Genomic DNA, 24201 nt, shown 5'->3' with positions numbered 1-24201 from the left:
ACTGCTGTCACAATCGCCTCATGACCGAAGCCTTCCTGTACGACGCGCTGCGGACGCCGCGCGGCAAGGGCAAGCCCAGTGGTGCGCTGCACGAGGTCAAGCCGATCCAGCTGATCACCGGCCTGCTGGAGGAGCTGCGCACCCGGCACCCGGACCTGGACCCGGCCGCGATCGACGACGTCGTACTCGGGGTCGTGACGCCGATCGGCGACCAGGGCATGGACATCGCGCGGACCGCGGTGCTGATGGCCGGCTACCCGGAGACCACCGGCGGCGTGCAGCTCAACCGGTTCTGTGCCTCGGGCCTGGAGGCCGTGAACCAGGCGGCGCAGCGGGTCCGGTCCGGCTGGGAGGACTTCATCCTGGCCGGCGGCGTCGAGTCGATGTCGCGGGTGAAGATGGGCTCCGACGGCGGCGCGTGGGCGATGGACCCGGAGACCGCGCTGCGGACCGGGTTCATCCCGCAGGGCATCAGCGCGGACCTGATCGCGACCCTGGACGGCTTCTCCCGGACCGATGTCGACGCGTACGCCGCCGAGTCGCACGCGCGGGCCGCGAAGGCGTGGGCGAACGGGTACTTCGGGCGGTCCGTCGTACCGGTCGTCGACCGCAACGGCCTGCGGATCCTCGACCACGACCAGCTCGTGCGGCCCGGGACGTCGGTCGAGACGCTGGCCGGCCTGCCGCTGTCGTTCGAGGCGATCGGTGAGCACGGCGGGTTCGACTCGGTCGCGCTGGAGAAGTACCTGACCGTCGAGCGGATCAACCACGTGCACCACGCCGGCAACTCGTCCGGGATCGTGGACGGCGCGGCGCTGGTTGCTGTCGGCAACGAGAAGGCCGGCGAGGCGCTCGGTCAGGCGCCGCGCGGCCGGGTGGTCGCCACCGGTGTCAGCGGCGCGGACCCGACGATCATGCTGACCGGCCCCGCGCCGGCTGCCCGCAAGGCGCTGGCGAAGGCCGGGCTGGAGGTCGGCGACATCGACCTGTTCGAGATGAACGAGGCGTTCGCGGCCGCGGTCATGCACTTCATGAAGGATCTCGGCGTACCGCACGAGAAGGTGAACGTGAACGGCGGCGCGATCGCGCTCGGCCACCCGCTCGGCGCCACCGGCGCGATGCTGATCGGGACCCTGCTGGACGAACTGGAGCGCCGCGAGCTCCGCTACGGCCTGGCGACGTTGTGCGTCGGCGGCGGGATGGGCGTGGCGACGATCATCGAGAGGCTGGCGGCATGATCGAGTGGAAGAACGACGCCGGTGTCGTCACGCTGACGCTGAACGACCCGGACGCCTCCGCGAACACGATGAACGACGCGTACGTCGAGGCAATGGGCCGGACCGTCGACCGCCTGGTCGCCGAGAAGGCGCTGCTCAAGGGCGTGATCGTGACGAGCGCGAAGTCCACGTTCTTCGCCGGCGGGAATTTGCAGATGCTGTCGCGGATCCAGCCGTCGGACGCGGCCCAGGTGTTCGAGACGATCGAGCTGGTCAAGCGGCAGTTGCGCACGCTGGAGACGCTCGGCGTCCCCGTGGTCGCCGCGATCAACGGGTCGGCACTCGGCGGTGGACTGGAGATCGCGCTCGCGTGCCACCACCGGATCGTCGCCGACGACAGCCGCATCGAGCTCGGCGTTCCCGAGGTCACGCTCGGGCTGCTGCCGGGCGGCGGGGGAGTGACCCGCACGGTGCGGATGCTCGGCCTCCAGGACGCGCTGATGAAGGTCCTGCTGCAGGGCCAGCGGATGAAGCCGGCGCACGCGCTGAGCGTCGGCATCGTCGACGAGGTGGTGCCCGCGGATGACCTGCTCGCCGCGGCTCGTCGGTGGATCACGACGTACGACGGCGACGCGAAGCAGCCGTGGGACCGCGACGGTTACAAGATCCCGGGCGGTACGCCGTCCTCGCCGAAGCTGGCCGCGTTCCTGCCGGCGTTCCCGGCGAACCTGCGCAAGCAGCTCAAGGGCGCGCCGTACCCGGCGCCGCGGGCGATCATGAGCGCCGCGGTCGAGGGCAGCCAGGTCGACTTCGAGACCGCGTCCCGGATCGAGTCGCGGTACTTCGTCTCGCTCGCGACCGGGCAGATCGCGAAGAACATGATCCAGGCGTTCTTCTTCGACCTGCAGTCGATCAACGCCGGCGGGTCGCGGCCGTCCGACGTACCGAAGTACACCGCGCGCAAGGTCGGCGTGCTCGGCGCCGGGATGATGGGCGCCGGGATCGCCTACGTGTGCGCGAAGGCCGGGATCGAGGTCGTGCTGAAGGACGTCTCGCTGGAGGCGGCCGAGAAGGGCAAGACGTACTCCGAGAAGCTGCTCGCGAAGCAGGTGGCGAAGGGCCGGACGACCGCGGCGGACGTGGAGGCGTTCCTGAGCCGGATCACGCCGACCGCGGACCCGAACGACCTGGCCGGCTGCGACCTGGTGGTCGAGGCGGTCTTCGAGGACACGGGTCTGAAGCAGAAGGTGTTCGCCGAGATCGCCGGCGTGGTCGAGCCGGACGCGCTGCTCTGCTCGAACACCTCGACGCTGCCGATCACCTCGCTCGCCGACGGGATCGACAGGCCCGACGACTTCATCGGCATGCACTTCTTCTCGCCGGTCGACCGGATGCCACTGGTCGAGCTGATCGCCGGCGCGAAGACCTCGGACCGGGCGATCGCGCGGGCGTACGACGTCGTACGGCAGCTCCGGAAGACGCCGATCGTGGTGAACGACAGCCGCGGGTTCTTCACCTCGCGGGTGTTCGGCACGCTCGTGATGGAGGGCGCCGCGATGGTCGCGGAGGGCGTCGACCCGGTGACGATCGAGCGCGCCGCGACCCTGGCCGGGTTCCCGGCGCCGCCGCTGGCGATGCTCGACGAGGTCACGCTGACGCTGCCGCAGAAGATCCGGGACGCCGCGCGGGCGGCGGGCGACAGTGCGGGCGCGTTCGACGACCACCCCGGGATGGCGGTGACCGATCGGCTCGTCAACGAGTTCGACCGGCGTGGCAAGGCGGCTGGGGCCGGGTTCTACGACTACCCGGCGGACGGGCCGAAGCGGTTGTGGCCGGGGCTGCGCGAACACTTCGCCCAGCGGTCCGACGTACCGCTGATCGACCTGCAGGAGCGGATGCTGTTCGCGATGGCGCTCGAGACGGTGAAGTGCCTGGACGAGGGGGTGCTGCGGTCGGTGCCGGACGCGAACATCGGGTCGATCTTCGGGATCGGGTTCCCGCCGCTGCACGGCGGCGCGTTGCAGTACGTGAACGCCTACGGCCTGGAAGCCTTTGCCGACCGCGCGCGGGAGCTCGCGGCGACGTACGGCGCTCGCTTCGAACCGCCGGCGTCGCTGTTGCGGAAGGCAGCGGCGGGCGAGATCTTCGGCTGATCACGAGCGGATATCAACTGCACACAATCGCTCAGGGCACGGCGCGTCCGGTCTTGCGCCGGGCGCGCTTTTGAGACATGGTGCTGGCACTTCTACAACGATTCACTTGTAGTACCGTGTGCCAACATCAGAGATGCTTAACCCCGTTAAGTAACTCGGAACCGTGCGTCGTACCCCTGCGACGTTCCCTCTCGGGAAGGTGGAATTCATGCCTGCTCATGTTCCGAACGCCGGTCTGACCCGGCGGGATCTGCTCAAGCGAACCGGCGGCCTCGCCGCGCTCGCCGCCTTCACGGCAGCCTGTGGCGGCAACACCGGACGACCGTCCACGGACGGGGGAGGCGGCGGGGCGAAGGTCACCCTGTCGCAGTGGTACCACCAGTACGGCGAGGCCGGCACCCAGCAGGCGGCGCAGAAGTACGCCAAGGCCTACACCGACGCGAACGTCGCGGTGCAGTGGACGCCGGGTGACTACGGCAGCAAGCTGTCGTCCGGGCTGCTGTCCAGCAAGGGGCCCGACGTCTTCGAGAGCCAGTTGAACATCGGCATGGTGAAGAGCAACCAGGTGGTGGCGCTCGACGACATCATCGCCGACGTCAAGGACGACTTCCTGCCCGGTGACCTGGCCACCAACACCGTCGACGGCAAGATCTACGGCGTCCGGATGATCATCGACCCGCAGGTGATCTACTACCGCAAGTCGATGCTCGACAAGGCCGGCATCAAGCCGCCGGAGACGATCGACGACCTGATCGCCGCCGCCAAGGAACTCACCACCAACAAGGTGAAGGGCATCTTCGTCGGCAACGACGGCGGCCTGGCGCTCGGCAGCCCGGCGCTCTGGGCGGCCGGTGGCGACCGGCTGACGAAGGACCACAAGCCTGGCTTCAGCGGCGAGGGGCCCGCGAAGATGTTCGGGAAGCTGCGCGAGCTGTACGCGAGCAAGAGCATCCTGCTCGGCTCGCCCACCGACTGGACCGACCCGGGCGCGATCAACCAGGGCCTGGTGGCGATGCAGTGGATCGGCATGTGGGCGGTGCCCGGCATGCAGAAGGTGCTCGGCGACGACCTCGGGGTGATCCCGTTCCCGGCGCTCGACGCGTCGAACAAGCCGGCCGTGTACTCCGGCGGCTGGACGCAGTTCGTCTCCGCGAAGAGCGCGAACGTCGAGGCGGCGAAGAAGTTCGTGAAATGGCTGTGGATCGAGAAGGAGGACTTCCAGGAGGACTGGTCGCTGAACTACGGCTTCCACATCCCGCCCCGGAAGAGCCTCGCGGCGAAGGCCTCCAAGCTGCAGAGCGGTGTCGCCGCCGACACCGTCAAGCTCAACCAGGAGTACGGCCACACCGACGATCCGGCCTGGACGCCGAAGATGGGGACGGCCTTCGGTGACATGCTCACCAACGTCATCAAGAAGGGAGCCGACCCAGCCGCCGAGATCGCCAAGGCGGAGAAGACCGTCAACGACGAACTGTCGCGGTTGTTCGGATGAGCGCTCCGGTCAAGACGTCCGCGGACCCCGCCGCCGCTGGTGAGCGGCGAGGGCCGCGGCGACGGCGGCAGAAGGGCATCGCCGGCAACACCTTGTGGTTCTGGCTGTTCGTCGGGCCGTTCGTGCTCGGGCTGCTGATCTTCTCCTACCTGCCGATCCTGTGGAGTCTGGTCCTCAGTTTCTTCGAGGCCTACAACACGGTGACGCCGTCGAAGTTCGTCGGCCTGCAGAACTACGTCGACATGCTCACCGACCGGAACTTCCTGTCCAGCCTGGGCACGTTCACGATCTTCGCGGTGTTCATCGTGCCGCTGACGTTCGTGCTCTCGCTGGCGCTGGCGTTGCTGGTCAACCAGGTGAAGGTCGCGCGGGCGTTCTTCCGGTCGGTGTTCTTCCTGCCGACCGCGTGCTCATACGTCGTCGCGTCGCTGATCTGGAAGCTGTCGATCTTCAACGGCGTACGGTTCGGGCTCGCGAACACGGTGCTCGGCTGGTTCGGCATCGAGAACATCGCGTGGCTGTCCACGGTCGACCCGCCGTGGTACTGGATCCCGCTCGTCACGGTCCGGCTGTGGCTGCAGCTCGGGTTCTACATGATCCTGTTCATCGCCGGACTGCAGCGGATCTCGCCGACGTTGTACGAGGCGGCGTACGTCGACGGGGCGAAGCCCGGGTGGCAGGTGTTCCGGTACATCACGTTGCCGCAGCTGCGCGCGACGTCGGTCGCCGTACTGATCCTGAACCTGATCGCGGCGTACCAGGCGTTCGACGAGTTCTACAACCTGGTCGGCAACGTGAACTACGCGCGGCCGCCGCTGGTCTACCTGTACGGCATCTCGCTCGGGTCGATCCAGGACCTCGGCCACGGCTCGGCCGGCGCGCTGATCCTGGCGGTCATCATCATGCTCGTGACACTGCTGCAGAACCGGATCTTCGGCTTCGGAAAGGCGGGTGACTGATGGCTGTGTCCGAACGTACGACAGGCACACCGCAGCCGATCGGATTCCGGCAGACGACGCTGGGCCGGGTCGGCACGGTGCTGCGGTGGCTCGCGCTGTTCGTCGCGGTGGTGCTGTTCCTGCTGCCGTTCTACCTGATCCTGCGCAACGCGCTGTCCACCGAGGCGGACATCACGGCGCCGACGTGGACGCTGTTCCCCTCGGAACTGCAGTGGGGGAACATCCCGGAGCTGTTCAACGACACGCAGGTGCCGATGGCGCGTGCGATGTACAACTCCGCGGTGGTCGGGGTGCTGGGTACGGCGGGACAGTTGCTGCTGGCATCGATGGCGGGGTACGGGCTGGCGCGGATCCCGTATCGGCACGCGGACAAGATCTTCTACGCGATCGTGGCGACGCTGATGATCCCAGGAGCGGTGACGTTCATCCCGTCGTTCATCGTGGTGTCGTCGCTCGGGTGGGTGTCGTCGTTGCGGGGGCTGATCATCCCTACGCTGTTCAGCGGGTTCGCGGCGTTCCTTTTCCGGCAGTATTTCCTGGGTTTTCCGCGGGAGCTGGAGGAGGCGGCGCGGGTCGACGGTGCGGGTCATTTCGGGGTGTTCTGGCGGATCGTCGTACCGAACTCACTGCCGTTCTTCGCGGCGCTGGCGGCGATCACGTTCATCGGCAACTGGAACTCGTTCCTGTGGCCGCTGGTCATCGGCCAGGACTCGTCGTCCTGGACCATCCAGGTGGCGATGTCGACGTTCATCACCGCCCAAACCATCAACATCCACGAGCTCTTCATGGCCGTCGCCGTGTCGATCCTCCCCCTGGTCCTGATCTTCGCCTTCCTCCAGCGCTACCTGATCCAAGGCGTAACCCAATCCGGCATCAAAGACTGACCCGCACCTCATACACCGCCCGCAACCGGACACCGGTCGCCTCGTCGTGCCGCCGCGACAGTGCGTCGTAGCCACGTCGTACAACTTCCTTCGGATGCTCCACGCCAGGAGACGCTAGCGTTTGAAGGGAGGAGGGCCCGATGGGTGCAGGTGATCGGCGGTTGACGAGTCATGAGCGGCGGGCGGGGCGGCCGTGGGATGCGTCGTACCGGGACGGGCCCGCGCCCTGGGAGATCTCGGGGCCGCAGCCGGTGGTTGTGGAGTTGGCCGGGCGGGGTGCGTTCGGTGGGGCGGTGCTCGACGCGGGGTGTGGTAGCGGAGAGAACGCGTTGTACGTCGCCGCGCTCGGTGTGGCGGTGCTCGGTGTGGACGTCGCGGAGACCGCGATCGACGCCGCGCGGCGGAAGGCGGCGGAGCGCGGTGTGGAGGCTGAGTTCGTTGTGGGCGACGCGCTGCATCTCGAGCGGCTCGGCCGGACCTTCGAGACCATCCTCGACAGCGCGTTGTTCCACACGTTCGACGCAAGTGAGCAGGCGGCGTACGCCGGGAGTCTCGCGCGGGCCGCGAGGCCGGGCGCGATGCTGTACGTCGTCAGCTTCAGCGGCGAAGGTCCCGAACCGGTTCCGCACGCCGTCAGCCAGGACGATCTGATGACGGCCTTCTCGGCGGGCTGGACCGTCGTGAGCATCGAGCCGCGAAGGCTGGAGACTCGCATCCACGACAACGGCGCCTCAGCCTGGCTGGCGACCATTCGGCGGGACTGAACGCGCTACTTGTCGAGCAGTTGTTGGCGGGTGAGCCGGCGGGTGAGGACTGAGTCGCGGGTGGCGGCGGACTCGGTGAGGGTCTGGTCTCGGGTGGTCGGCGGTAGGTGGTCGACGTACACCGTGCCGGCCAAATGTTGGGTCTCGTGGATGAGGCAGCGGGCGAAGTAGCCGTCGGCCTCGAGTGTGAACGGGCGGCCCTCGACGTCGTACGCGTGCAGGGTCGCGCGGGTCGGGCGGGGAGTGGGGGTTGGCGCCGGGGACGGAGAGGCAGCCTTCGGTGCTGGTTCGGGTGCCGAAGAGCGCGGACATCGTCTCGATGCGGGGGTTGAAGGCGTGGCCGACGTGGCGGTCGCCGTGTTCGTCGGTGAGGTCGTAGACGAACAGTTGCGCGTCGACGTCGACCTGGTTCGCCGCCAGGCCGCAGCCCTCGGCGATCCACATCGTGGTGAACATGTCGTCGATCAGCGCGCTCCACCGGTCGGCGCCGAACTCGGTCACCGGCTGGCACGGGCGGTGCAGGATCGGTTCGCCGTACTCCGTGATCCGCCGCGGCGTGCCTCGTCGTACCTCGTCCGTCACGTCGGGCAGGCGGCGGGTCGGGCGGCCCAGGATGTACGTCGGCATGCAAAGATCATAGTGTGCAAAGTCGAGGCTTTGCAAAGGATGTGGTTAGGATGCGGCGTATGACGGAGCAGCGGAGTACGAACCGGCGTGATGTCGTCCGTGCGCATCCGCTGCGGCAGGCGCTGCTGGAGCTGATCGACCGGGACGGTACGACGACCTCGACGATCGCGGCGCGGGAGTTGGGGGAGAGTACGGGGTCGTGCTCGTTCCACCTGCGCCGGCTGGAGGCGCTCGGGGTGGTCGAGGCGGTGCCGGGTGCGGTCGGCCGGGTGAAGCCGTGGCGGCGGGCGCGCGTCGAGCAGGCGACGCTGAACCGTGAGCTCGAGGACACGGCGTACGCGAGCTGGCTGACGGCGAAAGCGGAGCGGGCGGCGACGCGGCAGGCCTCCGACGATGAGGACTTCGCGTTCAGCGAGGTGGTGCACCTCGCGGACGGCGAACTCGCCGAACTCCGCGCCCGCCTGCACCAGGTACTACGCGATTTCGTCACCGGCGACCCGACACCCGGCACCACGACGCCGACCGCAGTGGTCATCCGCGCCTTCCCACTCCACGACGAGTAGCCCCGGCGGAACCGCCCCGGGAGGCGAGTAGTGCCGGCGGAACCGCCCCGGGAGACGAGTAGGCCCGGCGGAACCGCCCCGGGAGCCGGCGCGTCAGCGCAGAAGACGGCATCCGCACTGCAGTGGAGCTCCCATGACCCACCACCCGCCCGAGCGGAACGCACACCCCACCCCACCCCAGCACCCCGACACCAACCCCCACTTGCCAGCAGCACCGGGCCCACGGCCCGCCGCCCCCGGCCCGCAGTTAGCTACTTCCGGCCCACACGCTGCCGTGCCGGGCCCGCAGTCTGCCGGGCCCGGCCAACAACCAGCCGTCCCGGGCCCAGACGCCGCCGGAGCCGGTCCGCGGGATGGTGGGTATCCGCAGCATCTTTGGCCGGAGTATGCGCGGCCGGCGCAGGACGCCGCGCCGTCGGCTGGGCCTCGCGCGGTGGCCGAGCGGGCGGATTCTGGGGTCTGGGGGTTGTTGGCCTTGGTGTTCGGGCTTGCGGGGGTTGTGGCGCCGTTTCTGCCGATGGACATGAGTGGGTATCGGCAGTACGCCGCGTTTCCGTTCGCGCTGCCAGGGCTCGTGTTCTCTATCGTCGGGTTGATCGGGAACCGGCGCGCGAAGGCGGTCGCGGTCTTCGGTGCGATGTTCAGCGGGCTGGCGTTGTGCGTCGGGGGTTATCTGGTGTTTGCCTTCACGCTGCGGTGAGCCACAAATAGGCCATCGGATGGCGTAGTTGCCTCGTACGGTCGAACCCATGAAGGTCACGCGGGAGCAGGCTGTCGCCTATCGGCTGCGCGTCAATCACCTCGCCGACAGGCTGCCGGCCGGGGCGTACGAGCAGGCGGCGTGCGCCGGGTTGCAGGACACCGCGCCGCGCGACGCCTTGCTGGGCCTGCACGCGCGGATGGCCGGATGCGCGCCGGACGACTGGGCGCATCCGTCGTTCATCCAGACGTACAGTCCGCGCGCGGCGGTGTACGTGCTCCCGGCGCGGGACCTCGGTGTCTTCACGCTGGGACGGTTGCCGTTGGCCCCGGACGCCGTACGGCGGATCGACGGGCTCGCGCAGCGGATCTGCGACGAGTTGAGCGGCGAGGAGCGGCGCGGTGCCGGGATCCGTGGGCTGCGGGAGGCGTGCGTGAGCGGGCGGATCGCGGTGCGCTGGGACACGACCTCGTTGTACGCGCGCGAAGTGCCACGCCCCGACCTCGACCTGGACGACGCCCGGCTCGAATTGTGCAGGCGGCACGTGCAGTACTTCGGTCCGACGACGCCGAAGGTGTTCGCGTGGTGGTCCGGGTTGTCGCCGGCCGATGCGCGCGCGGTGTGGCAGCGCCTGGCGGGCGAGCTGGTTGAGGTCGACTTCGACGGCGTACCGGCGTGGATCCTCCGCGCGGACGAGGAACGCCTGTCGACGGTGGAGGCACCGCGCGGGGTCCGGTTGCTGGTCGCGTCGGACCTACGCCTGTTCGGCCGCGACCGCGACGCCCGCTTCATCGCCCCGGGCCTGCGCCCGCTGACGACTGTCGCCGACACCTTCCACCCGAACGGCGTACTCGTGGACGGCCGCATCGCGGGCGCCTGGGGCCGCAAGCGCGGCCGCGTGAGCGTCGTGCTGTCCGACAAGCTCACTCAGGAGCAGTACGACGACCTGCAGACGGAGGTGGCACGCATGCCGCTGGCGGAGCCGCAGCTGTCAGTGCGGTGAGTCGAGAGGCCTGCGGTCGCTGCGGAAGTTGGCGCGCAGGAGGTCGACGTCGACCTCGGGCAGCTCACGTTCGACCAGGTCGTACGTCTCCTCGACGAGCTCGCGCAGAGTTCGCGCGCCGTCGGGTGCCGGCTCGGCGAAGACCGCGCGGAGCCGGTCGGCCAGGCGCGCGGGAGCGACAGGTAGGTCGCGTTCGAGCGCGTCGAGGCGCTTGAAGGCCGTCACGTGACCGCAGTACCGGCCGTTGAGGGCGTGCAGGACGTTCAGCAGCTGGTTCGTGATCCGCATGAACTCGCGGGCGAGCAGGAACGGGTTGTCGCGCTCGACGAGCATCTGCAGGCGCCAGAACTTCACGATGTTCCCGTCCCGCCGTACGACGGCCAGCGCCAGCTCGCGCGGGTACGTCGCGACGCGCTGCTGCCACCCGGTGACGATCTCCGGGTGCGGTCCGCTCACGTCGCGGCCGTCGACCAGCCCTTTCAGCAGAGTCATCCCGGGGCCGTCGGGGTTGCCGGCGAGTACGTCGTCCAGCATCGCCTCGACCGTCTGCGTCCGCAGGTGCGCGACCTCCACCAGCAACCCGTCCGGGCGGGGCGCGCCCAGGTACAGCTCGTCGTACACCGGCTCGGTGGCGGCAGTCCCCGGCTGTACTTCGACCGCTTCCGGCACGGCAAGACGCTCGGCGGTGGTTGGTAGACGGCGCCAGAACACGCCGATCTCGACGTCCGACCAGCGGTCCGCGTCCCCGCGGGCGGTCGAACCGCCGAGCATCACCGCGTCGACGCCCTCCGCGGCGGCGTACCGGTCGAGCACCGGCTGCACGGCCGCGCGGCGCCAGCGGGATGCCTGGGTCGCGTCCATCACGGCAGTATGGGCAAGAATCGGCTCATGCCAGTTCCCTCCAGTTGTCCGTGCGGTCAGGGTGCGTCGTACGCCGCCTGCTGCCAGCCGCTCCACCTGGGCAAGACGACCGCGAGCACCGCGGAGCAGTTGATGCGGTCCCGGTACACCGCCTTCGTGATGCGCGACGCGGCGTACCTGCGGCGGACCTGGTCGGTGACCACGCGCCCGGCCGCACTTGACTTCCACTTCCCCGACCGCGAGTGGACCGGCCTGGAGATCCTCGACACCACCGGCGGCAGCCCCTTCCACTCCGAGGGCACCGTCGAGTTCCGCGCCCACTACACCACCAACGGCCGCCCCGGAGCCCAACACGAAAACAGCACCTTCACCCGAGAAGCCGGCGAGTGGGTGTACGTCGCGGCGCTCTGACAGGGCAGTGAGGCTGATGGGTGTACGTCTCGCCGTACCCGGGTGATACTGGGCCGGTGCGGTGGCGGGGGTGGTCGCCGCGAGGGGGAGATCATGGTTCACGCGGGGCTTCGGACGAGAGTTGTGGCCACGGTAGGGATGTCCGTCGTGAGTGCGGGGTGTGTCATCAACGCGCCGTCCGCGACCCCGAGCGGCGCACCGCCGCCGGCAGTGTCAGTCGCCCCCAGCAGCTCGGCAGTCAGCCCGCCGTCTGTTCGCCCAACCAGTCGCGCTGCGTCGCCGGCGCGTCTGACAGGACCGGGGACGTACACCTTCTCGTACCAAGGTGCCGTCGGCACGATCCAGGTACCCGCGAACATCATGGACCCACGGTTGGAGCCGTACGGCGACTACCGGCGGCTCGCGAAGGCTCGGCCCATCACGTACCTGATCGCGCAGGTCACGAACCGATCCGACGACATCATCACGATGTACGAGGTCGTCGTGGTCACCCGTGACGGCCGGCAGATCGAGGCGACGTCCATCAGCGACTACGTCGACAGGTGGCGCGACGCCTTCGCGGTGGAGGGCGCCGATCTCACGAACTACAGCCGGGGTATCGAGCTGTCCAACGCGAGCAACTTCTCCCTGCATCCGGGCGCGAAGGGAACGGCGATCCTCGGTGCCAAGGAGCCGATCACGACCGTTGAGCGGGTCTTCGTCTACCCCGCCGGTGCTTTCTCACGGGTGGAGGCTCGCCGAACCAGATAGCGGTGGGGAGCCGGCCTCGGGCGAGGCCGGCTCACCGGGAGTAGTTACTCGGCGATCTGGTAGGTCGGGGTGATGATGGCGCGGGCGAGGGTGTGGAAGGCGAGGTTGAAGCCGACGACGGCGGGGGTGGCGTCGGGGTCTACGTCGAGGGCTTCGACGTCGATCGCGTGGACGACGAAGTAGTAGCGGTGCACCTGGTCGCCTGCGGGTGGGGCGGCGCCGCCGAAGTTCTTGGTGCCGAAGTCGTTGCGGACGTGGAACGCACCGTTGTCGAGCCGCTCGGTGGTGCCGGCGCCGGTGGGCAGTTCGGTGACCGTGACCGGGAGGTTCACCAGCACCCAGTGCCAGAACCCGGACACGATCGGCGCGTCCGGGTCGAAGCAGGTCACCAAGAACGCCTTGGTCTCCGCCGGGAACCCGGACCAGCTCAGCTGCGGCGACGTGTTCCCGCCCGCGAACGCGTGCGCGTCGGCCAGCGGCTCCCCGTCGGCGACATCGGTACTGGTGACGGTGAACGAGCCGGCCTTCGGGAGGAGTTCGTACGGGTCCGGTGCGACAGGTCGATCGAGCGACATCTGTGAAGCCTCCAGGGATCTCGCAACGTGTGGTAATGCCGACACTACTGTCCACATCCCGCCGGTCCGTCCCGGGGCACCCGGCTGGGGATGCGAAGATCGGGTACGCCGGTACGACGTAACGGGCCGGTGTGCGGGAACGGACGGAGGACCTGGTGGACGAGTACCTGGAGCGGATCGCTCCCGCCGATCAGGCGGCGATGCGGGCGGCCGCGGAGCGGCACGCGCGGTTGACCAAACCGGCGGGGTCGCTCGGCGTCCTGGAGGAACTGTCCGTCAAGGTCGCCGGCATGACCGGAGCGCCCGCGATTCCGGCGCCCGCGGTCGTCGCGGTGTTCGCCGCGGATCACGGAGTCCATGCGCAGAACGTCTCCCCGTGGCCGCAGGAAGTGACCGCCGCCATGCTGGCGAACTTCGCCGCCGGCGGCGCCGCGGTGAACGCCTTCGCGGCCAACAACGGGGTCGACGTCCGTGTGGTCGACGTCGGCGTCGCGACCCCGGTCGAACAGCTCGACATCGTGCACGCGAAGGTCCGCGCCGGCACCCGCGACCTGTCCCAGAGCGACGCGCTCACCGAGGACGAGGCCCGTACGGCGATCGCGGTCGGGTTCGACCTCGCGGACCGGCTGGTCCAGGAGGGGTACCGCTGCCTCCTCACCGGCGACATGGGCATCGCGAACACGACAGCCTCCGCCGCTCTGATCGCGACCTTCACCGGCGCGACCGCCGAGGACGTGACGGGTCGCGGCACCGGCATCGACGACGCGGCGCTCGCGCACAAGACGAGCGTCGTACGAGCAGCTCTCGCGCTGCACGACGTACCGGCGACGGAGCCGCTCAAGGCACTTCAGGCGTACGGCGGACTGGAGCACGCCGCGCTCGCCGGGTACATCCTCGGCGCCGCCGCCAACAAGGTCCCGGTGATCCTGGACGGCGTGATCGCCGGCGCGGCCGCGCTCGTCGCGCAGGCGTTCCACCCGGCCGTCATCGACTACTGCGTCGCCGGTCACCGGTCGGCCGAGCCGGGGCACGCGGTCGCGCTGAAGCAGCTCGGCCTGCAGCCACTCGTCGACCTGGACCTGCGGCTCGGTGAGGGGACCGGCGCGGTCCTCGCGTACCCGATCCTGACCTGCGCGGCCCGCGCGCTCAACGAGATGGCGACCTTCGAGGACGCGGGGATCAGCTCGTGACGAACCAGTACCTGTCCGGTCTCGTCCTCGAAGGACGGCGCGTGGTCGTCGTCGGCGGTGGCGGCGTTGCGCAGCGGCGGTTGCCGCGGCTGCTCGAGTCCGGTGCGCGGATCGACCTGATCTCGCCGTCGATCACACCGACGATCGAAGGACTGCTCGGTAATCCGTCGCTGACCTGGGTCGAGCGCGGGTACCAGGCCGGCGACCTCGACGAGGCCTGGTACGTCGTGGTCGCGACGGACGATGCCGCGGTCAACGATCAGGTGTCGGCGGAGGCCGAGGAGCGGCGGATCTTCTGCGTACGGTCCGACGACCGGTCCCGGGCGACCGCGTGGACGCCGGCGTCCGGGCAGCACGACAACGTGACCGTCGGCGTGCTGGGCGGGGGCGATCACCGCCGGTCGGCCGCCGTACGGGATGCGATCCTCGAGGGGTTGCGGACCGGGGAGTTGGCGGCGCGGGACGTGGACCGGCGGCCGGGGGTGTACCTGGTCGGCGGGGGACCGGGGGATCCGGACCTGATCACGGTACGCGGGCGGCGGTTGCTGACCGAGGCCGACGTGGTGGTGGCCGACCGGCTCGCGCCGCAGCAGTTGCTGGACGAACTGGCGCCGGACGTCGAGCTGTACGACGCCGCGAAGCTGCCGCGCGGGCGGGCGGCGCAGCAGGAGGAGATCAACCGGATCCTTGTCGAACGCGGGCGCGAGGGGAAGGTCGTCGTACGGTTGAAGGGCGGGGATCCGTACGTCTTCGGGCGCGGGTTCGAGGAGGCGCTGGCGTGTGCCGCGGCCGGGGTGCCGTGGACGGTGGTGCCGGGGATCACGAGCTCGATCTCGGTGCCGGCGGTGTCGGGGATCCCGGTCACGCATCGCGGGGTGACGCACGAGTTCACGGTGGTGTCGGGGCACATCCCGCCGTCGCATCCGGACTCGCTGGTGAACTGGGACGCGCTGGCGCAGCTCCGCGGGACGCTGGTCCTGCTGATGGCGGTCGAGAACCTGCCGGCCATTGCCTCCCGGCTCATCGAAGCCGGCCGTCCGGCGGACACCCCCGCAGCAGCCATCGCCGACGGAACGCTGCCCGGCCAGCGGATGGTGACGTCGGACCTGGCAGGCATCGCACAGGCGATGACGGACGAGGGCGTCGGCGCCCCGGCAATCGTTGTCATCGGCAACGTAGTGGAAGTCGCCGCCCAGGTAGCAGCCGAGCGGGATCCCAAGGCGGGGACGGCGTGACGCTGGTTCCGGTCGAGGATGCCGCGGACGAGCGGCTGGCTGATTATGTGCGGTTGCGGGAGGTCAGTCTGCGGCGGTTGCTCGAGGAGGAGCACGGGCTGTTCATCGCCGAGGGGGACAAGGTCATCCGGCGGGCGGCGGAGGCCGGGTTCGAGCCGCGGTCGTTCCTGCTGGCGCCGCGCTGGCTGGACTCGTTGCGGGACGTGCTGGCGCAGTGGCCGGACAAGCCCGTGTACGTCGTCTCGGAGGAGCTCGCCGAGCAGGTCACCGGTTTCCACGTGCACCGCGGCGCGCTGGCGTCGTACAAGCGCCGCGCCGCCGTACCCCTCCCGGACCTGCTGACCGACGACGTACGGCGGATCGCGATCTTCGACGACATCGTTGACCACACCAACGTCGGCGCCGGCTTCCGGGCCGCGGCCGCGCTCGGCGTCGGGCTCGTGCTGGTGACGCCGACCTGTGCGGACCCGCTGTACCGGCGCTCGATCAAGGTCTCGATGGGCACCGTCTTCCAGGTCCCGTGGACCCGGCTGCAGAGCTGGCCGGGCGACCTGCACCGCCTGCAGGAGCACGGGTACGTCGCCGCCGCGATGGCCCTCACCGACGACTCGATCACCCTCGACGAACTCGCCGACCGCAAGGACGCCAAGCTCGCGCTGATCTTCGGCACCGAAGGCCACGGCCTCAAGCCGAACGTCCTCCGCCAGTCCGACCTCACCGTCCGCATCCCGATGGCCGGCGGCGTCGACTCCCTCAACGTCGCTTCCTCAGCAGCAGTCGCCTTCTACGCCACGCGCCCCTGACCTGAGACATATTGCGGTGACCCGTACGCCGAACCTCCGTAGCATCGCCGCATGACGAAGGTAGTGCTGGTGACGGGGATGCAGGCGGCCGGCAAGTCGACGGTGGCGCCGTTGGTGGCCGCGCGGCTGGGCCCGCCGGCGGCGACGCTCGACGGGGACGTGTTCTATCGCGGCGTGGTCGCCGGCGCCGAGGACATGACGCCGGACCCGTCGGCGGAGGCGGTGCGGCAGCTGGAACTGCGGTACGACGCCAGCGCGCTGGTCGCGCAGCACTACGCGGACAACGGGTTCGACTTCGTGTGCAGCGACATCGTCCTCGGCGAGCACGTCGAGCGCTGGTTCGCGCGGCTGCGCGACGTCGAGACGTACCTCGTCGTCCTGGTCCCGACGGTGGAGTCGATCGTCGAGCGCGAGCTCGGGCGCGGCGGCGCGAACTCGTACCGCGACTGGCAAGCCGCGGACGGCTCCCTCGAGACCGCCGTCCGCGCGCTCCAGGCGAGCCTCGACGAGATCCCACGCCGCGGCCTGTGGCTGGACACCACCGGCCAGACGCCGCAGCAAACGGCCGAAGAAATCATCGCCAACCTCCCCAAGGCCCGCTGGTAGCCGCAACCTCGGACACCCGCCGGGGACGGCGGACAGCTGACCAGATGTCCGCGCTCCCGCCGAGGTGTCCGCGCTCCCGCCCAGATGCCCGCCCGCCGAGGTGTCGGCGGTCAGGTGGCGGGGGTGTCCTCGTGGTCGTGGTCGACCATGGGGGAGACCGGCCAGTCGGACGGGTAGTCCGGCGCGAACTCCTCCGCCTCGGCGAACAGCCGCTTGCGGTACTTGCGGGACAGCCGGTCGCCGAAGACCGTGCCCTGGGTGTGGTCGGTCTCGTGCTGCAGGCAACGAGCCAGCAGCCCGGTGCCCTCGAAGCTGACCGGCTGGTTGTGCTGGTCGACGCCGGTCACCCTGGCGAAGTCAGGGCGGGCGCACTTGGTGAACGCACCAGGCAGCGACAGGCAGCCCTCGTCGCCCTCGTCGAGGTTGCGGTCCTTGCCCTCCGGAAGCTCCAGCTTCGGGTTGCACACCACGCCCTGCACCCGGTTGCCGTCCTTGTCCGGGCAGTCGAACACGAACAGCTGCAGGTCCACGCCGACCTGGTTCGCCGCCAGCCCGACGCCCTCGGCCGCGTTCATCGTCGCGACCATGTCGGCGACCAGCGTCTGCAGCTCGTCCCCGAAGTCGGTGACCGGCTGATTGACCCGGTGCATGACGTCCTCACCCCAGCGGGTGATGGGCCGCACCGAACCGTTCCCAGGCAACGTAGACATGCCGGAGAGTTTAGTCAGCCGGGTGGCCGCGGACAGCGACCACCCGGCCGGGAGTTACTTGGCGTTGACCTCGTCGCGCCAGGACACCCACTCGCGGAGCAGGCCCAGGTCGTAGTCGGGACCGGACGACGACACCGTGAACAGCCGGGTGCCGACGTCGAGCAGCGACTTGCCGATGTCCTCCGGCGACTTGTCGCCGACACCGGCGGAGCGCTCGATCTCGCCCGGGTCGCGGCCGATCGTCCGGCAGTGCTCGTCGAGGACGGCGTGCTTGTGGGCGAGCGTCTCCGCGTCGCCGAAGCCGTGCCAGATGTTCGCGTGCTTGGCGACCAGCTTGAGCGTCTTCTTCTCGCCGCCGCCGCCGATCAGCACCGGGATGTCCCGGGTCGGCCGCGGGTTGAGCTTGGTCCAGCGCTGCTCGATCCGCGGCAGCGCCTCGCCCAGGGCGTCCAGCCGGCCGCCCGCCGTACCGAACTCGTAGCCGTACTCGTCGTAGTCCTTCTCGAACCAGCCGGAGCCGATGCCGAAGATCAGCCGGCCGTCGCTGATGTGGTCGACCGTCCGCGCCATGTCGGCGAGCAGGTCGGGGTTGCGGTAGGAGTTGCAGGTGACCAGGGCGCCGAACTCGACCCGCTCGGTCGCCTCGGCCCAGGCGGCCAGCATGGTCCAGCACTCGAAGTGCAGGCCCTCGGGCTCACCGCTGAGCGGGTAGAAGTGGTCCCAGTTGAAGATGACGTCGACACCGATCTCCTCGGCCGCGGCGACGGTCCGCCGGATGTCGGCGTACTGGGCGTGCTGGGGCTGGACCTGCAGACCGATCCGTGCCGGGAAGGCGCCGTACGGACGGTCGGTGGATTCGGAAGCTGTCATACCGCGATCCTATCCCGCTTTTCGGAGGACCCTCCGGATAGGTCAGCCCTCGAGCGGCGCACCGGCCGGGAGCCGGTCGGCGTAGACCTCCGCCCACTCGCCGAGGGCGCGGATCGGCACCATCAGGTCCGTGCCGGCGATGGTCAGCGAGTACTCGACGCGCGGCGGCGCCTCGGCGTACCGGTGCCGCTCGACCAGGCCGTTGTGTTCGAGCCGGCGCAGCGTCTCGGTGAGGACCTTCTGGCTGATCCCGCCGATCTGCCGGCGCAGCTCACCGGGCCGCGCGGGACCTCCGGCGAGTGCCAGCAGGACGACCATCGGCCAGCGCCCGCTGAGCAGGTCGGCGGCCACGCGGGCCTGGCAGTCGGCGACGAATCTCACCTGTCCATTGTGCGTCGGCCGATAGGCACCAAAAGGTGCGCATCGGATTCTCTAGCGTCGACGGCATGCGAATCGGGACATTGGGCAACGGAATGATGGCCGAGGCACTGACGACCCACTGGGTCGCGGCAGGGCACGAGGTGATGATCGGCGGACGCGATCCGGAGCGGGCCGCGGCGGTCGCGAAGCGCGTCGGCGGTACGGCTGGATCGCTGGCGGAGGCGGCGTCGTACGGCGACGTGGTGCTGCTCGCCGTACCGGGCGAGGTCGCGGTGGAGATCGCGCGGCTGGTGCCTGCCCACAAGACGCTGATCGACTGCACGAACGCCTTGGACCACAGGGATTTCACGTTGGCGCGGTCCGCGACGGCCGAGACGATCAGCCGCGCGGTGCCCGCGGTGCGGGTCGTGAAGGCGTTCAACCTGGCGGCCGACGCGGTGTGGCGGAACCCGCCCGCGGACCTCGGGGTGCCGATCTGCGGCGACGACGACGCGATCGAGGTGGTTGCCGAACTGGTGCGGGACCTGGGCTGCGTCCCGGTACCCGCCGGCGGCCTGCCGCGCGCGAAGTTGCTGGAGGCAACGGCTGCGCTGGCGATCGGGATCTGGGTGCGCGGGGGAGACGTCCGCGCGATGTTCCCGGCGCTAGCCGACGCGTTCGGCACCGTGCCGCCGGGCCAGCCGGAGGCTCCACGCCGGGAACAGTAGGTAGGTGCCGGCCCAGCTGACGCCGGCGACGAACGCCCACACTGGGGCGTTGTCCATGTCGTCGAGCCCCATCAGGATCCCCGGTACGCCGAGCAGGCCGAGCAGCATCACCCCGCCGGCCACCAGCCCTGAGGGACGCGCAGGGGACCGGCCGGCACCCAGCAACCAGAGGCCGATCAGAGCGAACCCGAGGCTGGACCACAGCCCGGCGAGGAAGAACCCGGTGATGCCGGACACGACCAGGACCGTCCCCACCACGGTCAGCGCCGCGCCGACCGCCGCGACGCCGACGAGGATGTGTCGCCCGGAGACGAGCCAGGCGAGCGCGAGGCTGAGGAGGCCCAGCAGAGCGTTGCCGACGTCGTTGATCAGGCCGAACGGGTCGCCAACGGCGTAGAAGACGATCAGGCACGCGCAGGTGGCGAATCCGACGACCCCGTGGACTCGCGCGACCTGCGGAAGTGCCGCGTCAGCGCTCACCCTTGGATGATCGCGCGAACAGGGCGTTCAAGTCAGCCTGTGGGATCTGGTCGGCGGCGAAGGTGATCGTGCCCTTGGTCGCCAGTTCCTCGGCGCTGCGGCGGACGAAGCCGAGGGCGGCTCGCGCGATGCTGCCACCGAGGCTGATCCGGGTGACGCCGGCCGCGTGCAGGTCCGCGACGGTGAGCGTCGACGTACCGAGGCCGATCACCACGTTCAGCGGCCCGTCGATCTCGGTCGCGAGCCTGCGGATCGCGTCCAGGTCGTTCACCCCGGGCACGTACAGGCAGTCCGCCCCGGCCGCGCGGAACCGGTTGGCGCGCTCGATCGAGTCCGCCAGCGACGTCGGCGTCCGGAGCAGCTGCCCGTCGGTCCGCGCCGTCAGCACGAAGTCGGGCCCGGCCGCTTCCCGGGCCGCGACGATCCGCTCGACCGCGAGCTCGACGTCGTACAGCTCCCGGCCGTCGTAGTCCTCGATGTTCCCGCCGGCGAGTCCCGCCTCCTGGGCCAGCCTGATCGTGTCGGCCACCCGCGCCGGCTCGGCGCCGTACCCGTCCTCGAGGTCACCGTTCACCGGTACGGCGCTCGCCGCCGTGATCTCGCGGACGCGCTCGAACATCGCCTCCCGCGACACCGCCGGCGCGCCGTCCGGCAGGGTGTGATCGCCCTTCGCCATCGAGAACGCGATGCCGGCGCTGGTGGTGGCGATCGCCGGGAACCCGGCCGCCACCAGCAGCACTGCACTCCCGGCGTCCCACGCGTTCGGCATCACGAACCGGCCGGCATGCAACTCACGGAACGTCGTCATACCCCCGAGTCTGTCACCCGGTCAGTTCGGCGCCGGCCGAACTCTCAGTGTCAGGCCAGCTTCGACGCGGCGGCCTGGTCGATCAGCCACAGCGTCCGGTCCTCGCCCTTCGGCCGGGCGGCCGGTATGTCGCCGCCGCCGAGCGCCTGGGCGACCGCGTCCGCCTTGTCCTCACCGGACACCACGAACCAGACCTCCCGCGCCCGGGCCAGCCGCGGAAACGTCAGCGAAACCCGGGTCGGCGGCGGCTTGGGCGAGTCGTGGACGGCGACGGCGTCGACATCGGTGACCTCGAGCTGCGGATAGCCAGGGAACAACGAGGCCACATGCCCGTCCGGACCGACACCGAGCATCAGTACGTCGAACTTCGGTACGCCGGCCAGCTCGGCCGCGTACGTCGCTGCCGCCGCCTCGGCGCCCTGGCCGGTGTCGGCAGGCATCGGGTGCACCCGTGCCGGATCGACGTCGACGTGCGACAGCAACGCGTCCCGCGCCTGGGTCTCGTTGCGGTCCGGGTCGCCGTCGGGCAGGAAGCGCTCGTCACCCCACCAGAACTCGACCCGTCGCCAGTCGATCTCCACCCGGGCCGGCGACTCCGCGACGGCCCGGTACACGACGGCGGCCACCCGGCCCCCGGTCAGTACGACGTGCGCGACGCCGCCGGTGCTCTGCGCATCGACGACGCGGGTGATGAACCGGGACGCGACGGCGTACGCGAGATCCTCGGCATCGGCCTGGATCAGCAGTTCGGGCTGCCTCATCGCCGCGCCGCCTTCTTGCTCCCGGCAACCTTCTTGGCCGCGGTCTTCTGCGCGGCAGTCTTCTTCGCCGCAGCCTTCTTGGCGGGAGCCTTCGCGGCCTTCTTCGGGGCAGCACTCTTCGGCGCGGAGGTCTCCACGGCAGCGGCCGCGACCTTCTTGCCCGCCGCGGTCACCTTAGCCGCGGTGGACTTCCGCGCGGTCTCGCCGACCTTCTTCGCGTCCGCCGGCAGGTTGTCGCGCTCGACCATCGTCGCCAGCGTCTGCGCGTACACGTCGTCCGGGTCGAGCCGCCGCAGCTCCTCGCTCAACAGCTCGGACGTCGTACGCCGTTTCAGCGCCACCGGCCGATCCGGCTGGCCCGGCACACTGAACGTCGCCACCGCACCGTCCGGCCGCGTCAACGCGATCGGCCCCGACGGCGTGAACAGCCGGACGGCCGTCACGCCCGGACCACGCGAGTTCTTCTGCTCGACCGGCACCTTCAGCCGGGACTGCAGCCACGCGGACATCAGGTCGGCGCTCGGGTTGCCGCGGGCGGCGCTCACCTCGGCACCGGTCACCTTCGTCGGGTACTGGTCCAGGGCGGCGGCCATCAGCGCGCGCCACGGCGTCAGCCGCGTCCACGCGAAGTCGGTGTCGCCCGGCGCGTACCCTTCGGCCCGCGCGCCGTAGTCCACCGACGCCCGGCGGGTGGCGGCCGCGTCGGTCACCCGGCGCCGCGCGAGCCTGCCCAGCGGGTCCTCCGCGGGAACCCGCGGCCCGCCGCCCGGCCACCACACGATCACGGGGGAGTCAGGCAGCAGCAGCGGCGTGATCACGGACTCCGGCACCTTCGCCAGCTCGCCGTGCAGCCGCAGCAGCACCGCCTCGCCCGGGATGCCCTCGCCGACGCGGACCTCGGCGTCGAGCCCGGACGCGCCGCGGCCCGGCCGCAGGATCGCGACCAGGACCCGGGACGGGTGCTCGCGGCCGGCCTCGTTCGCGGCCTTCATCGCGTCGTGGTGGGACGCCTCGTCGACGACCACCACGATCGTGCCCACCATGCCCATCGCCGGCGAGCCCGCGTTCCGCCGGGCCTTCAGCAGCGCCGAGGCGATCGCGCTCGACGTGGTGTCGGTCAGGTCGATGATCATGGCCGCCTCCAGGCACGTCCGTCGCGGGCGAGCATCTCGTGCGCCGAGTCCGGGCCCCAGTCGCCGGACGCGTACTGCTCCGGCTTGCCGTGCCGGGACCAGTAGTCGAGGACCGGGTCGAGGATCTTCCAGCCCAGCTCGACCTCGGTGTGCTGCGGGAACAGCGGCGGGTCACCGAGCAGGACGTCGAGGATCAGCCGCTCGTACGCCTCGGGGGAGGACTCCGTGAACGAGCCGCCGTACGCGAAGTCCATGTTCACGTCGCGGATCTCCATCGACGTACCGGGGACCTTGGCGCCGAACCGGACCGTGATGCCCTCGTCGGGCTGGATCCGCAGAACCAGCGCGTTCTGGCCGAGTTCCTCGGTTTCGGTCTTGTTGAACGGCAGATGCGGCGCGCGCTTGAACATCACCGCGACCTCGGTGACCCGGCGGCCGAGCCGCTTGCCGGTGCGCAGGTAGAACGGGACGCCGGCCCAGCGCCGGGTGTCGACGTCGACCCGCAGCGCGGCGAAGGTCTCGGTGGCCGAGTCCTGCGGGATACCGTCCTCCTGCAGGTACCCCTTCACCTTGACGCCACCGGCCCAGCCGGCCGCGTACTGTCCGCGGGCCGTGTGCAGGTCCAGGCGCTCCGGCAGCTGGACGGCGTTCAGCACCTTCTTCTTCTCCTGGCGCAACGACCAGGCGTCGAAGCTGACCGGCTCCTCCATCGCGACCAGCGCGAGCAGCTGGAGCAGGTGGTTCTGGATCACGTCGCGGGCGGCGCCGATGCCGTCGTAGTACCCGGCGCGGCCGCCGATGCCGATGTCCTCGGCCATCGTGATCTGCACGTGGTCGACGTAGTTGCTGTTCCAGATCGGCTCGAACATCGCGTTCGCGAACCGCAGCGCGAGGATGTTCTGGACCGTCTCCTTGCCGAGGTAGTGGTCGATCCGGAAGACCGCCTCCGGCGGGAACACGGACTCGACCACCTGGTTGAGCTGCCGCGCGCTCTTCAGGTCGTGACCGAACGGCTTCTCGATCACCACCCGCCGCCACGTGCCCGGGACCTCGTCGGTCAGCCCGTGCTCGGACAGCTGCCGGACGACCTCCGGGAACAGCCCCGGCGGGATCGACAGGTAGAACGCGTGGTTGCCGCCGGTGCCGCGCGAGACGTCGAGCTCGTCGACGGTCTCCCGGAGGCGCTTGAACGCCTCGTCGTCGGTCAGGTCGCCGGGCACGAACCGGAAGCCTTCGGCCAGCTGCTGCCAGACCTCCTCGCGGAACGGCGTCCGGGCGTGCTCCTTCACCGAGTCGTGCACGATCTGGGCGAAGTCCTGGTTGCTGTAGTCGCGCCGGGCGAACCCGACCAGGGCGAAGCCCGGGGGCAGCAGCCCCCGGTTCGCCAGGTCGTAGACCGCGGGCATCAGCTTCTTGCGCGCCAGGTCGCCGGTGACGCCGAAGATCACCAGGCTGCACGGCCCGGCGATCCTCGGCAGCCGCCGGTCCTGGGGATCGCGCAGCGGGTTCACCGGACCCGTCGGCTCTTCGTCGAGCTCAGCGGTCATGAGCCGCGTTC

Annotated in this window: 28 protein-coding genes and 2 pseudogenes; 16 read left to right on the top strand and 14 right to left on the bottom strand. The window is 70.1% G+C overall.

From position 1 onward, the window contains the following. The first annotated feature begins 20 nt into the window (after positions 1-20). From ABN611_RS35275 to ABN611_RS35250, 6 genes are all read left to right on the top strand, one after another. The gene (locus tag ABN611_RS35275) at positions 21-1238 is read left to right on the top strand and encodes an acetyl-CoA C-acetyltransferase (protein ID WP_350276628.1); all 1218 of its coding nucleotides are present in this window, start codon (positions 21-23) and stop codon (positions 1236-1238) included. Further along, positions 1235-3370: a 3-hydroxyacyl-CoA dehydrogenase NAD-binding domain-containing protein gene (locus ABN611_RS35270; protein WP_350276627.1), complete on the top strand. Its 2136-nt coding sequence runs from the start codon at positions 1235-1237 to the stop codon at positions 3368-3370. The genes ABN611_RS35275 and ABN611_RS35270 overlap by 4 nt, the downstream gene beginning before the upstream one ends. Positions 3371-3578: 208 nt before the next feature. Then, complete coding sequence (locus ABN611_RS35265; RefSeq protein WP_350276626.1) at positions 3579-4862, top strand: extracellular solute-binding protein; 1284 nt, start codon at positions 3579-3581, stop codon at positions 4860-4862. After that, on the top strand, positions 4859-5821 hold the full coding sequence (locus ABN611_RS35260) for a sugar ABC transporter permease (protein ID WP_350276625.1): 963 nt from the start codon (positions 4859-4861) through the stop codon (positions 5819-5821). Before ABN611_RS35265 ends, ABN611_RS35260 begins: the two co-directional genes overlap by 4 nt. Then, entirely contained in the window at positions 5821-6705 is an 885-nt protein-coding gene (locus ABN611_RS35255; RefSeq protein WP_350276624.1) for a carbohydrate ABC transporter permease, read from the top strand. The genes ABN611_RS35260 and ABN611_RS35255 overlap by 1 nt, the downstream gene beginning before the upstream one ends. Before the next feature lie 140 nt (positions 6706-6845). Beyond that, positions 6846-7469, top strand: a complete 624-nt coding sequence (locus ABN611_RS35250) for a class I SAM-dependent methyltransferase (protein WP_350276623.1) — start codon at positions 6846-6848, stop codon at positions 7467-7469. 5 nt (positions 7470-7474) lie between these two features. On the opposite strand, the gene ABN611_RS35245 is transcribed toward ABN611_RS35250, so the two are convergent. The 3 genes and pseudogenes from ABN611_RS35245 to ABN611_RS35235 all read right to left on the bottom strand — a co-directional run. Then, positions 7475-7603, bottom strand: a complete 129-nt coding sequence (locus ABN611_RS35245) for a hypothetical protein (protein ID WP_350281762.1) — start codon at positions 7601-7603, stop codon at positions 7475-7477. A gap of 18 nt (positions 7604-7621) precedes the next feature. Continuing rightward, positions 7622-7690 (bottom strand): annotated as a pseudogene (locus ABN611_RS35240) (hypothetical protein); the annotation flags it as partial. 91 nt (positions 7691-7781) lie between these two features. Continuing rightward, positions 7782-8096: pseudogene (locus ABN611_RS35235) on the bottom strand (peptide deformylase); the annotation flags it as partial. A gap of 59 nt (positions 8097-8155) precedes the next feature. Between ABN611_RS35235 and ABN611_RS35230 the strand changes: the two are divergent. Continuing rightward, complete coding sequence (locus ABN611_RS35230) at positions 8156-8659, top strand: winged helix-turn-helix domain-containing protein (RefSeq protein WP_350276622.1); 504 nt, start codon at positions 8156-8158, stop codon at positions 8657-8659. A gap of 247 nt (positions 8660-8906) precedes the next feature. Here ABN611_RS35230 and ABN611_RS35225 read toward each other — a convergent pair whose 3' ends face one another. Next, complete coding sequence (locus tag ABN611_RS35225; RefSeq protein WP_350276621.1) at positions 8907-9032, bottom strand: hypothetical protein; 126 nt, start codon at positions 9030-9032, stop codon at positions 8907-8909. Between the two features lie 60 nt (positions 9033-9092). On the opposite strand from ABN611_RS35225, the gene ABN611_RS35220 reads away from it, so the two are divergent. Together ABN611_RS35220 and ABN611_RS35215 are read left to right on the top strand one after the other, a co-directional pair. Then, positions 9093-9359 carry a hypothetical protein gene (locus ABN611_RS35220; RefSeq protein WP_350276620.1) on the top strand — a complete coding sequence of 89 codons (267 nt, stop codon included), beginning with the start codon at positions 9093-9095 and terminating at the stop codon, positions 9357-9359. Positions 9360-9408: 49 nt separating this feature from the next. Further along, positions 9409-10362: a crosslink repair DNA glycosylase YcaQ family protein gene (locus ABN611_RS35215; protein ID WP_350276619.1), complete on the top strand. Its 954-nt coding sequence runs from the start codon at positions 9409-9411 to the stop codon at positions 10360-10362. On the opposite strand, the gene ABN611_RS35210 is transcribed toward ABN611_RS35215, so the two are convergent. Beyond that, complete coding sequence (locus ABN611_RS35210) at positions 10351-11223, bottom strand: nucleotidyltransferase domain-containing protein (RefSeq protein ID WP_350276618.1); 873 nt, start codon at positions 11221-11223, stop codon at positions 10351-10353. The two genes, ABN611_RS35215 and ABN611_RS35210, sit on opposite strands and share 12 nt — an antisense overlap. A 27-nt stretch (positions 11224-11250) precedes the next feature. On the opposite strand from ABN611_RS35210, the gene ABN611_RS35205 reads away from it, so the two are divergent. Then, positions 11251-11634, top strand: a complete 384-nt coding sequence (locus tag ABN611_RS35205) for a YchJ family metal-binding protein (protein WP_350276617.1) — start codon at positions 11251-11253, stop codon at positions 11632-11634. Positions 11635-11994: 360 nt separating this feature from the next. Then, a complete protein-coding gene (locus ABN611_RS35200) occupies positions 11995-12384 on the top strand; it encodes a hypothetical protein (RefSeq protein WP_350276616.1) in 390 nt (129 codons plus the stop codon). Positions 12385-12428: 44 nt separating this feature from the next. Here the strand turns inward: ABN611_RS35200 and ABN611_RS35195 are convergent, their stop codons facing one another. Further along, positions 12429-12959 (bottom strand): YbhB/YbcL family Raf kinase inhibitor-like protein, encoded by a 531-nt coding sequence (locus ABN611_RS35195; RefSeq protein ID WP_350276615.1) that lies wholly within the window; start codon positions 12957-12959, stop codon positions 12429-12431. Positions 12960-13114: 155 nt separating this feature from the next. Between ABN611_RS35195 and cobT the strand changes: the two genes are divergently transcribed. Genes cobT through ABN611_RS35175 form a run of 4 tightly spaced genes read left to right on the top strand, consistent with a single transcriptional unit; the run spans position 13115 to position 16793 of the window. Next, positions 13115-14149 carry a nicotinate-nucleotide--dimethylbenzimidazole phosphoribosyltransferase gene (cobT, locus tag ABN611_RS35190; RefSeq protein WP_350276614.1) on the top strand — a complete coding sequence of 345 codons (1035 nt, stop codon included), beginning with the start codon at positions 13115-13117 and terminating at the stop codon, positions 14147-14149. Then, a complete protein-coding gene (gene cobA, locus ABN611_RS35185; protein WP_350276613.1) occupies positions 14146-15384 on the top strand; it encodes a uroporphyrinogen-III C-methyltransferase in 1239 nt (412 codons plus the stop codon). Before cobT ends, cobA begins: the two co-directional genes overlap by 4 nt. Then, entirely contained in the window at positions 15381-16187 is an 807-nt protein-coding gene (locus ABN611_RS35180; protein WP_350276612.1) for an RNA methyltransferase, read from the top strand. Before cobA ends, ABN611_RS35180 begins: the two co-directional genes overlap by 4 nt. Positions 16188-16238: 51 nt before the next feature. Then, positions 16239-16793, top strand: coding sequence for an AAA family ATPase (locus ABN611_RS35175; RefSeq protein WP_350276611.1), 555 nt, complete (start codon positions 16239-16241; stop codon positions 16791-16793). 110 nt (positions 16794-16903) lie between these two features. Here the strand turns inward: ABN611_RS35175 and def are convergent, their stop codons facing one another. From def to ABN611_RS35160, 3 genes are read right to left on the bottom strand one after another with little or no spacing between them, the layout of a single operon-like run. After that, on the bottom strand, positions 16904-17503 hold the full coding sequence (gene def, locus ABN611_RS35170; protein WP_350276610.1) for a peptide deformylase: 600 nt from the start codon (positions 17501-17503) through the stop codon (positions 16904-16906). Between the two features lie 54 nt (positions 17504-17557). Then, entirely contained in the window at positions 17558-18373 is an 816-nt protein-coding gene (locus tag ABN611_RS35165) for an LLM class F420-dependent oxidoreductase (RefSeq protein WP_350276609.1), read from the bottom strand. A 42-nt stretch (positions 18374-18415) separates the two neighbouring features. Next, a complete protein-coding gene (locus tag ABN611_RS35160) occupies positions 18416-18754 on the bottom strand; it encodes a helix-turn-helix domain-containing protein (protein ID WP_350276608.1) in 339 nt (112 codons plus the stop codon). A gap of 65 nt (positions 18755-18819) precedes the next feature. On the opposite strand from ABN611_RS35160, the gene ABN611_RS35155 reads away from it, so the two are divergent. After that, positions 18820-19461, top strand: a complete 642-nt coding sequence (locus tag ABN611_RS35155) for an NAD(P)-binding domain-containing protein (protein ID WP_350276607.1) — start codon at positions 18820-18822, stop codon at positions 19459-19461. Here the strand turns inward: ABN611_RS35155 and ABN611_RS35150 are convergent. From ABN611_RS35150 to zwf, 5 genes are read right to left on the bottom strand one after another with little or no spacing between them, the layout of a single operon-like run. Next, the gene (locus ABN611_RS35150; RefSeq protein WP_350276606.1) at positions 19399-19941 is read right to left on the bottom strand and encodes a hypothetical protein; all 543 of its coding nucleotides are present in this window, start codon (positions 19939-19941) and stop codon (positions 19399-19401) included. The genes ABN611_RS35155 and ABN611_RS35150 overlap by 63 nt on opposite strands. Then, positions 19931-20749, bottom strand: a complete 819-nt coding sequence (locus tag ABN611_RS35145) for an isocitrate lyase/phosphoenolpyruvate mutase family protein (protein WP_350276605.1) — start codon at positions 20747-20749, stop codon at positions 19931-19933. Before ABN611_RS35145 ends, ABN611_RS35150 begins: the two co-directional genes overlap by 11 nt. 50 nt (positions 20750-20799) lie before the next feature. After that, positions 20800-21510 carry a 6-phosphogluconolactonase gene (gene pgl / locus ABN611_RS35140; protein WP_350276604.1) on the bottom strand — a complete coding sequence of 237 codons (711 nt, stop codon included), beginning with the start codon at positions 21508-21510 and terminating at the stop codon, positions 20800-20802. After that, positions 21507-22643 (bottom strand): glucose-6-phosphate dehydrogenase assembly protein OpcA, encoded by a 1137-nt coding sequence (locus ABN611_RS35135; protein ID WP_350276603.1) that lies wholly within the window; start codon positions 22641-22643, stop codon positions 21507-21509. The genes pgl and ABN611_RS35135 overlap by 4 nt, the downstream gene beginning before the upstream one ends. After that, positions 22640-24190, bottom strand: coding sequence for a glucose-6-phosphate dehydrogenase (gene zwf / locus ABN611_RS35130; protein ID WP_350276602.1), 1551 nt, complete (start codon positions 24188-24190; stop codon positions 22640-22642). Before zwf ends, ABN611_RS35135 begins: the two co-directional genes overlap by 4 nt. Positions 24191-24201: the final 11 nt, after the last annotated feature.

It is taken from the genome of Kribbella sp. HUAS MG21, assembly GCF_040254265.1.
Taxonomy (GTDB): domain Bacteria; phylum Actinomycetota; class Actinomycetes; order Propionibacteriales; family Kribbellaceae; genus Kribbella.
Note: the sequence above shows the minus strand (reverse complement) of the source record. Positions and strands in the feature narration are given on the sequence as shown.

Coding starts and splice junctions, on each gene's coding strand:
- ABN611_RS35275 (WP_350276628.1), top strand. CDS start 21: ATGACCGAAGCCTTCCTGTACGACGCGCTGCGGACGCCGCGCGGCAAG.
- ABN611_RS35270 (WP_350276627.1), top strand. CDS start 1,235: ATGATCGAGTGGAAGAACGACGCCGGTGTCGTCACGCTGACGCTGAAC.
- ABN611_RS35265 (WP_350276626.1), top strand. CDS start 3,579: ATGCCTGCTCATGTTCCGAACGCCGGTCTGACCCGGCGGGATCTGCTC.
- ABN611_RS35260 (WP_350276625.1), top strand. CDS start 4,859: ATGAGCGCTCCGGTCAAGACGTCCGCGGACCCCGCCGCCGCTGGTGAG.
- ABN611_RS35255 (WP_350276624.1), top strand. CDS start 5,821: ATGGCTGTGTCCGAACGTACGACAGGCACACCGCAGCCGATCGGATTC.
- ABN611_RS35250 (WP_350276623.1), top strand. CDS start 6,846: ATGGGTGCAGGTGATCGGCGGTTGACGAGTCATGAGCGGCGGGCGGGG.
- ABN611_RS35230 (WP_350276622.1), top strand. CDS start 8,156: ATGACGGAGCAGCGGAGTACGAACCGGCGTGATGTCGTCCGTGCGCAT.
- ABN611_RS35225 (WP_350276621.1), bottom strand. CDS start 9,032: ATGCTGCGGATACCCACCATCCCGCGGACCGGCTCCGGCGGCGTCTGG.
- ABN611_RS35215 (WP_350276619.1), top strand. CDS start 9,409: ATGAAGGTCACGCGGGAGCAGGCTGTCGCCTATCGGCTGCGCGTCAAT.
- ABN611_RS35210 (WP_350276618.1), bottom strand. CDS start 11,223: ATGGACGCGACCCAGGCATCCCGCTGGCGCCGCGCGGCCGTGCAGCCG.
- ABN611_RS35205 (WP_350276617.1), top strand. CDS start 11,251: ATGCCAGTTCCCTCCAGTTGTCCGTGCGGTCAGGGTGCGTCGTACGCC.
- ABN611_RS35200 (WP_350276616.1), top strand. CDS start 11,995: ATGGACCCACGGTTGGAGCCGTACGGCGACTACCGGCGGCTCGCGAAG.
- ABN611_RS35195 (WP_350276615.1), bottom strand. CDS start 12,959: ATGTCGCTCGATCGACCTGTCGCACCGGACCCGTACGAACTCCTCCCG.
- ABN611_RS35175 (WP_350276611.1), top strand. CDS start 16,239: ATGACGAAGGTAGTGCTGGTGACGGGGATGCAGGCGGCCGGCAAGTCG.
- def (WP_350276610.1), bottom strand. CDS start 17,503: ATGTCTACGTTGCCTGGGAACGGTTCGGTGCGGCCCATCACCCGCTGG.
- ABN611_RS35165 (WP_350276609.1), bottom strand. CDS start 18,373: ATGACAGCTTCCGAATCCACCGACCGTCCGTACGGCGCCTTCCCGGCA.
- ABN611_RS35155 (WP_350276607.1), top strand. CDS start 18,820: ATGCGAATCGGGACATTGGGCAACGGAATGATGGCCGAGGCACTGACG.
- ABN611_RS35145 (WP_350276605.1), bottom strand. CDS start 20,749: ATGACGACGTTCCGTGAGTTGCATGCCGGCCGGTTCGTGATGCCGAAC.
- pgl (WP_350276604.1), bottom strand. CDS start 21,510: ATGAGGCAGCCCGAACTGCTGATCCAGGCCGATGCCGAGGATCTCGCG.
- ABN611_RS35135 (WP_350276603.1), bottom strand. CDS start 22,643: ATGATCATCGACCTGACCGACACCACGTCGAGCGCGATCGCCTCGGCG.
- zwf (WP_350276602.1), bottom strand. CDS start 24,190: ATGACCGCTGAGCTCGACGAAGAGCCGACGGGTCCGGTGAACCCGCTG.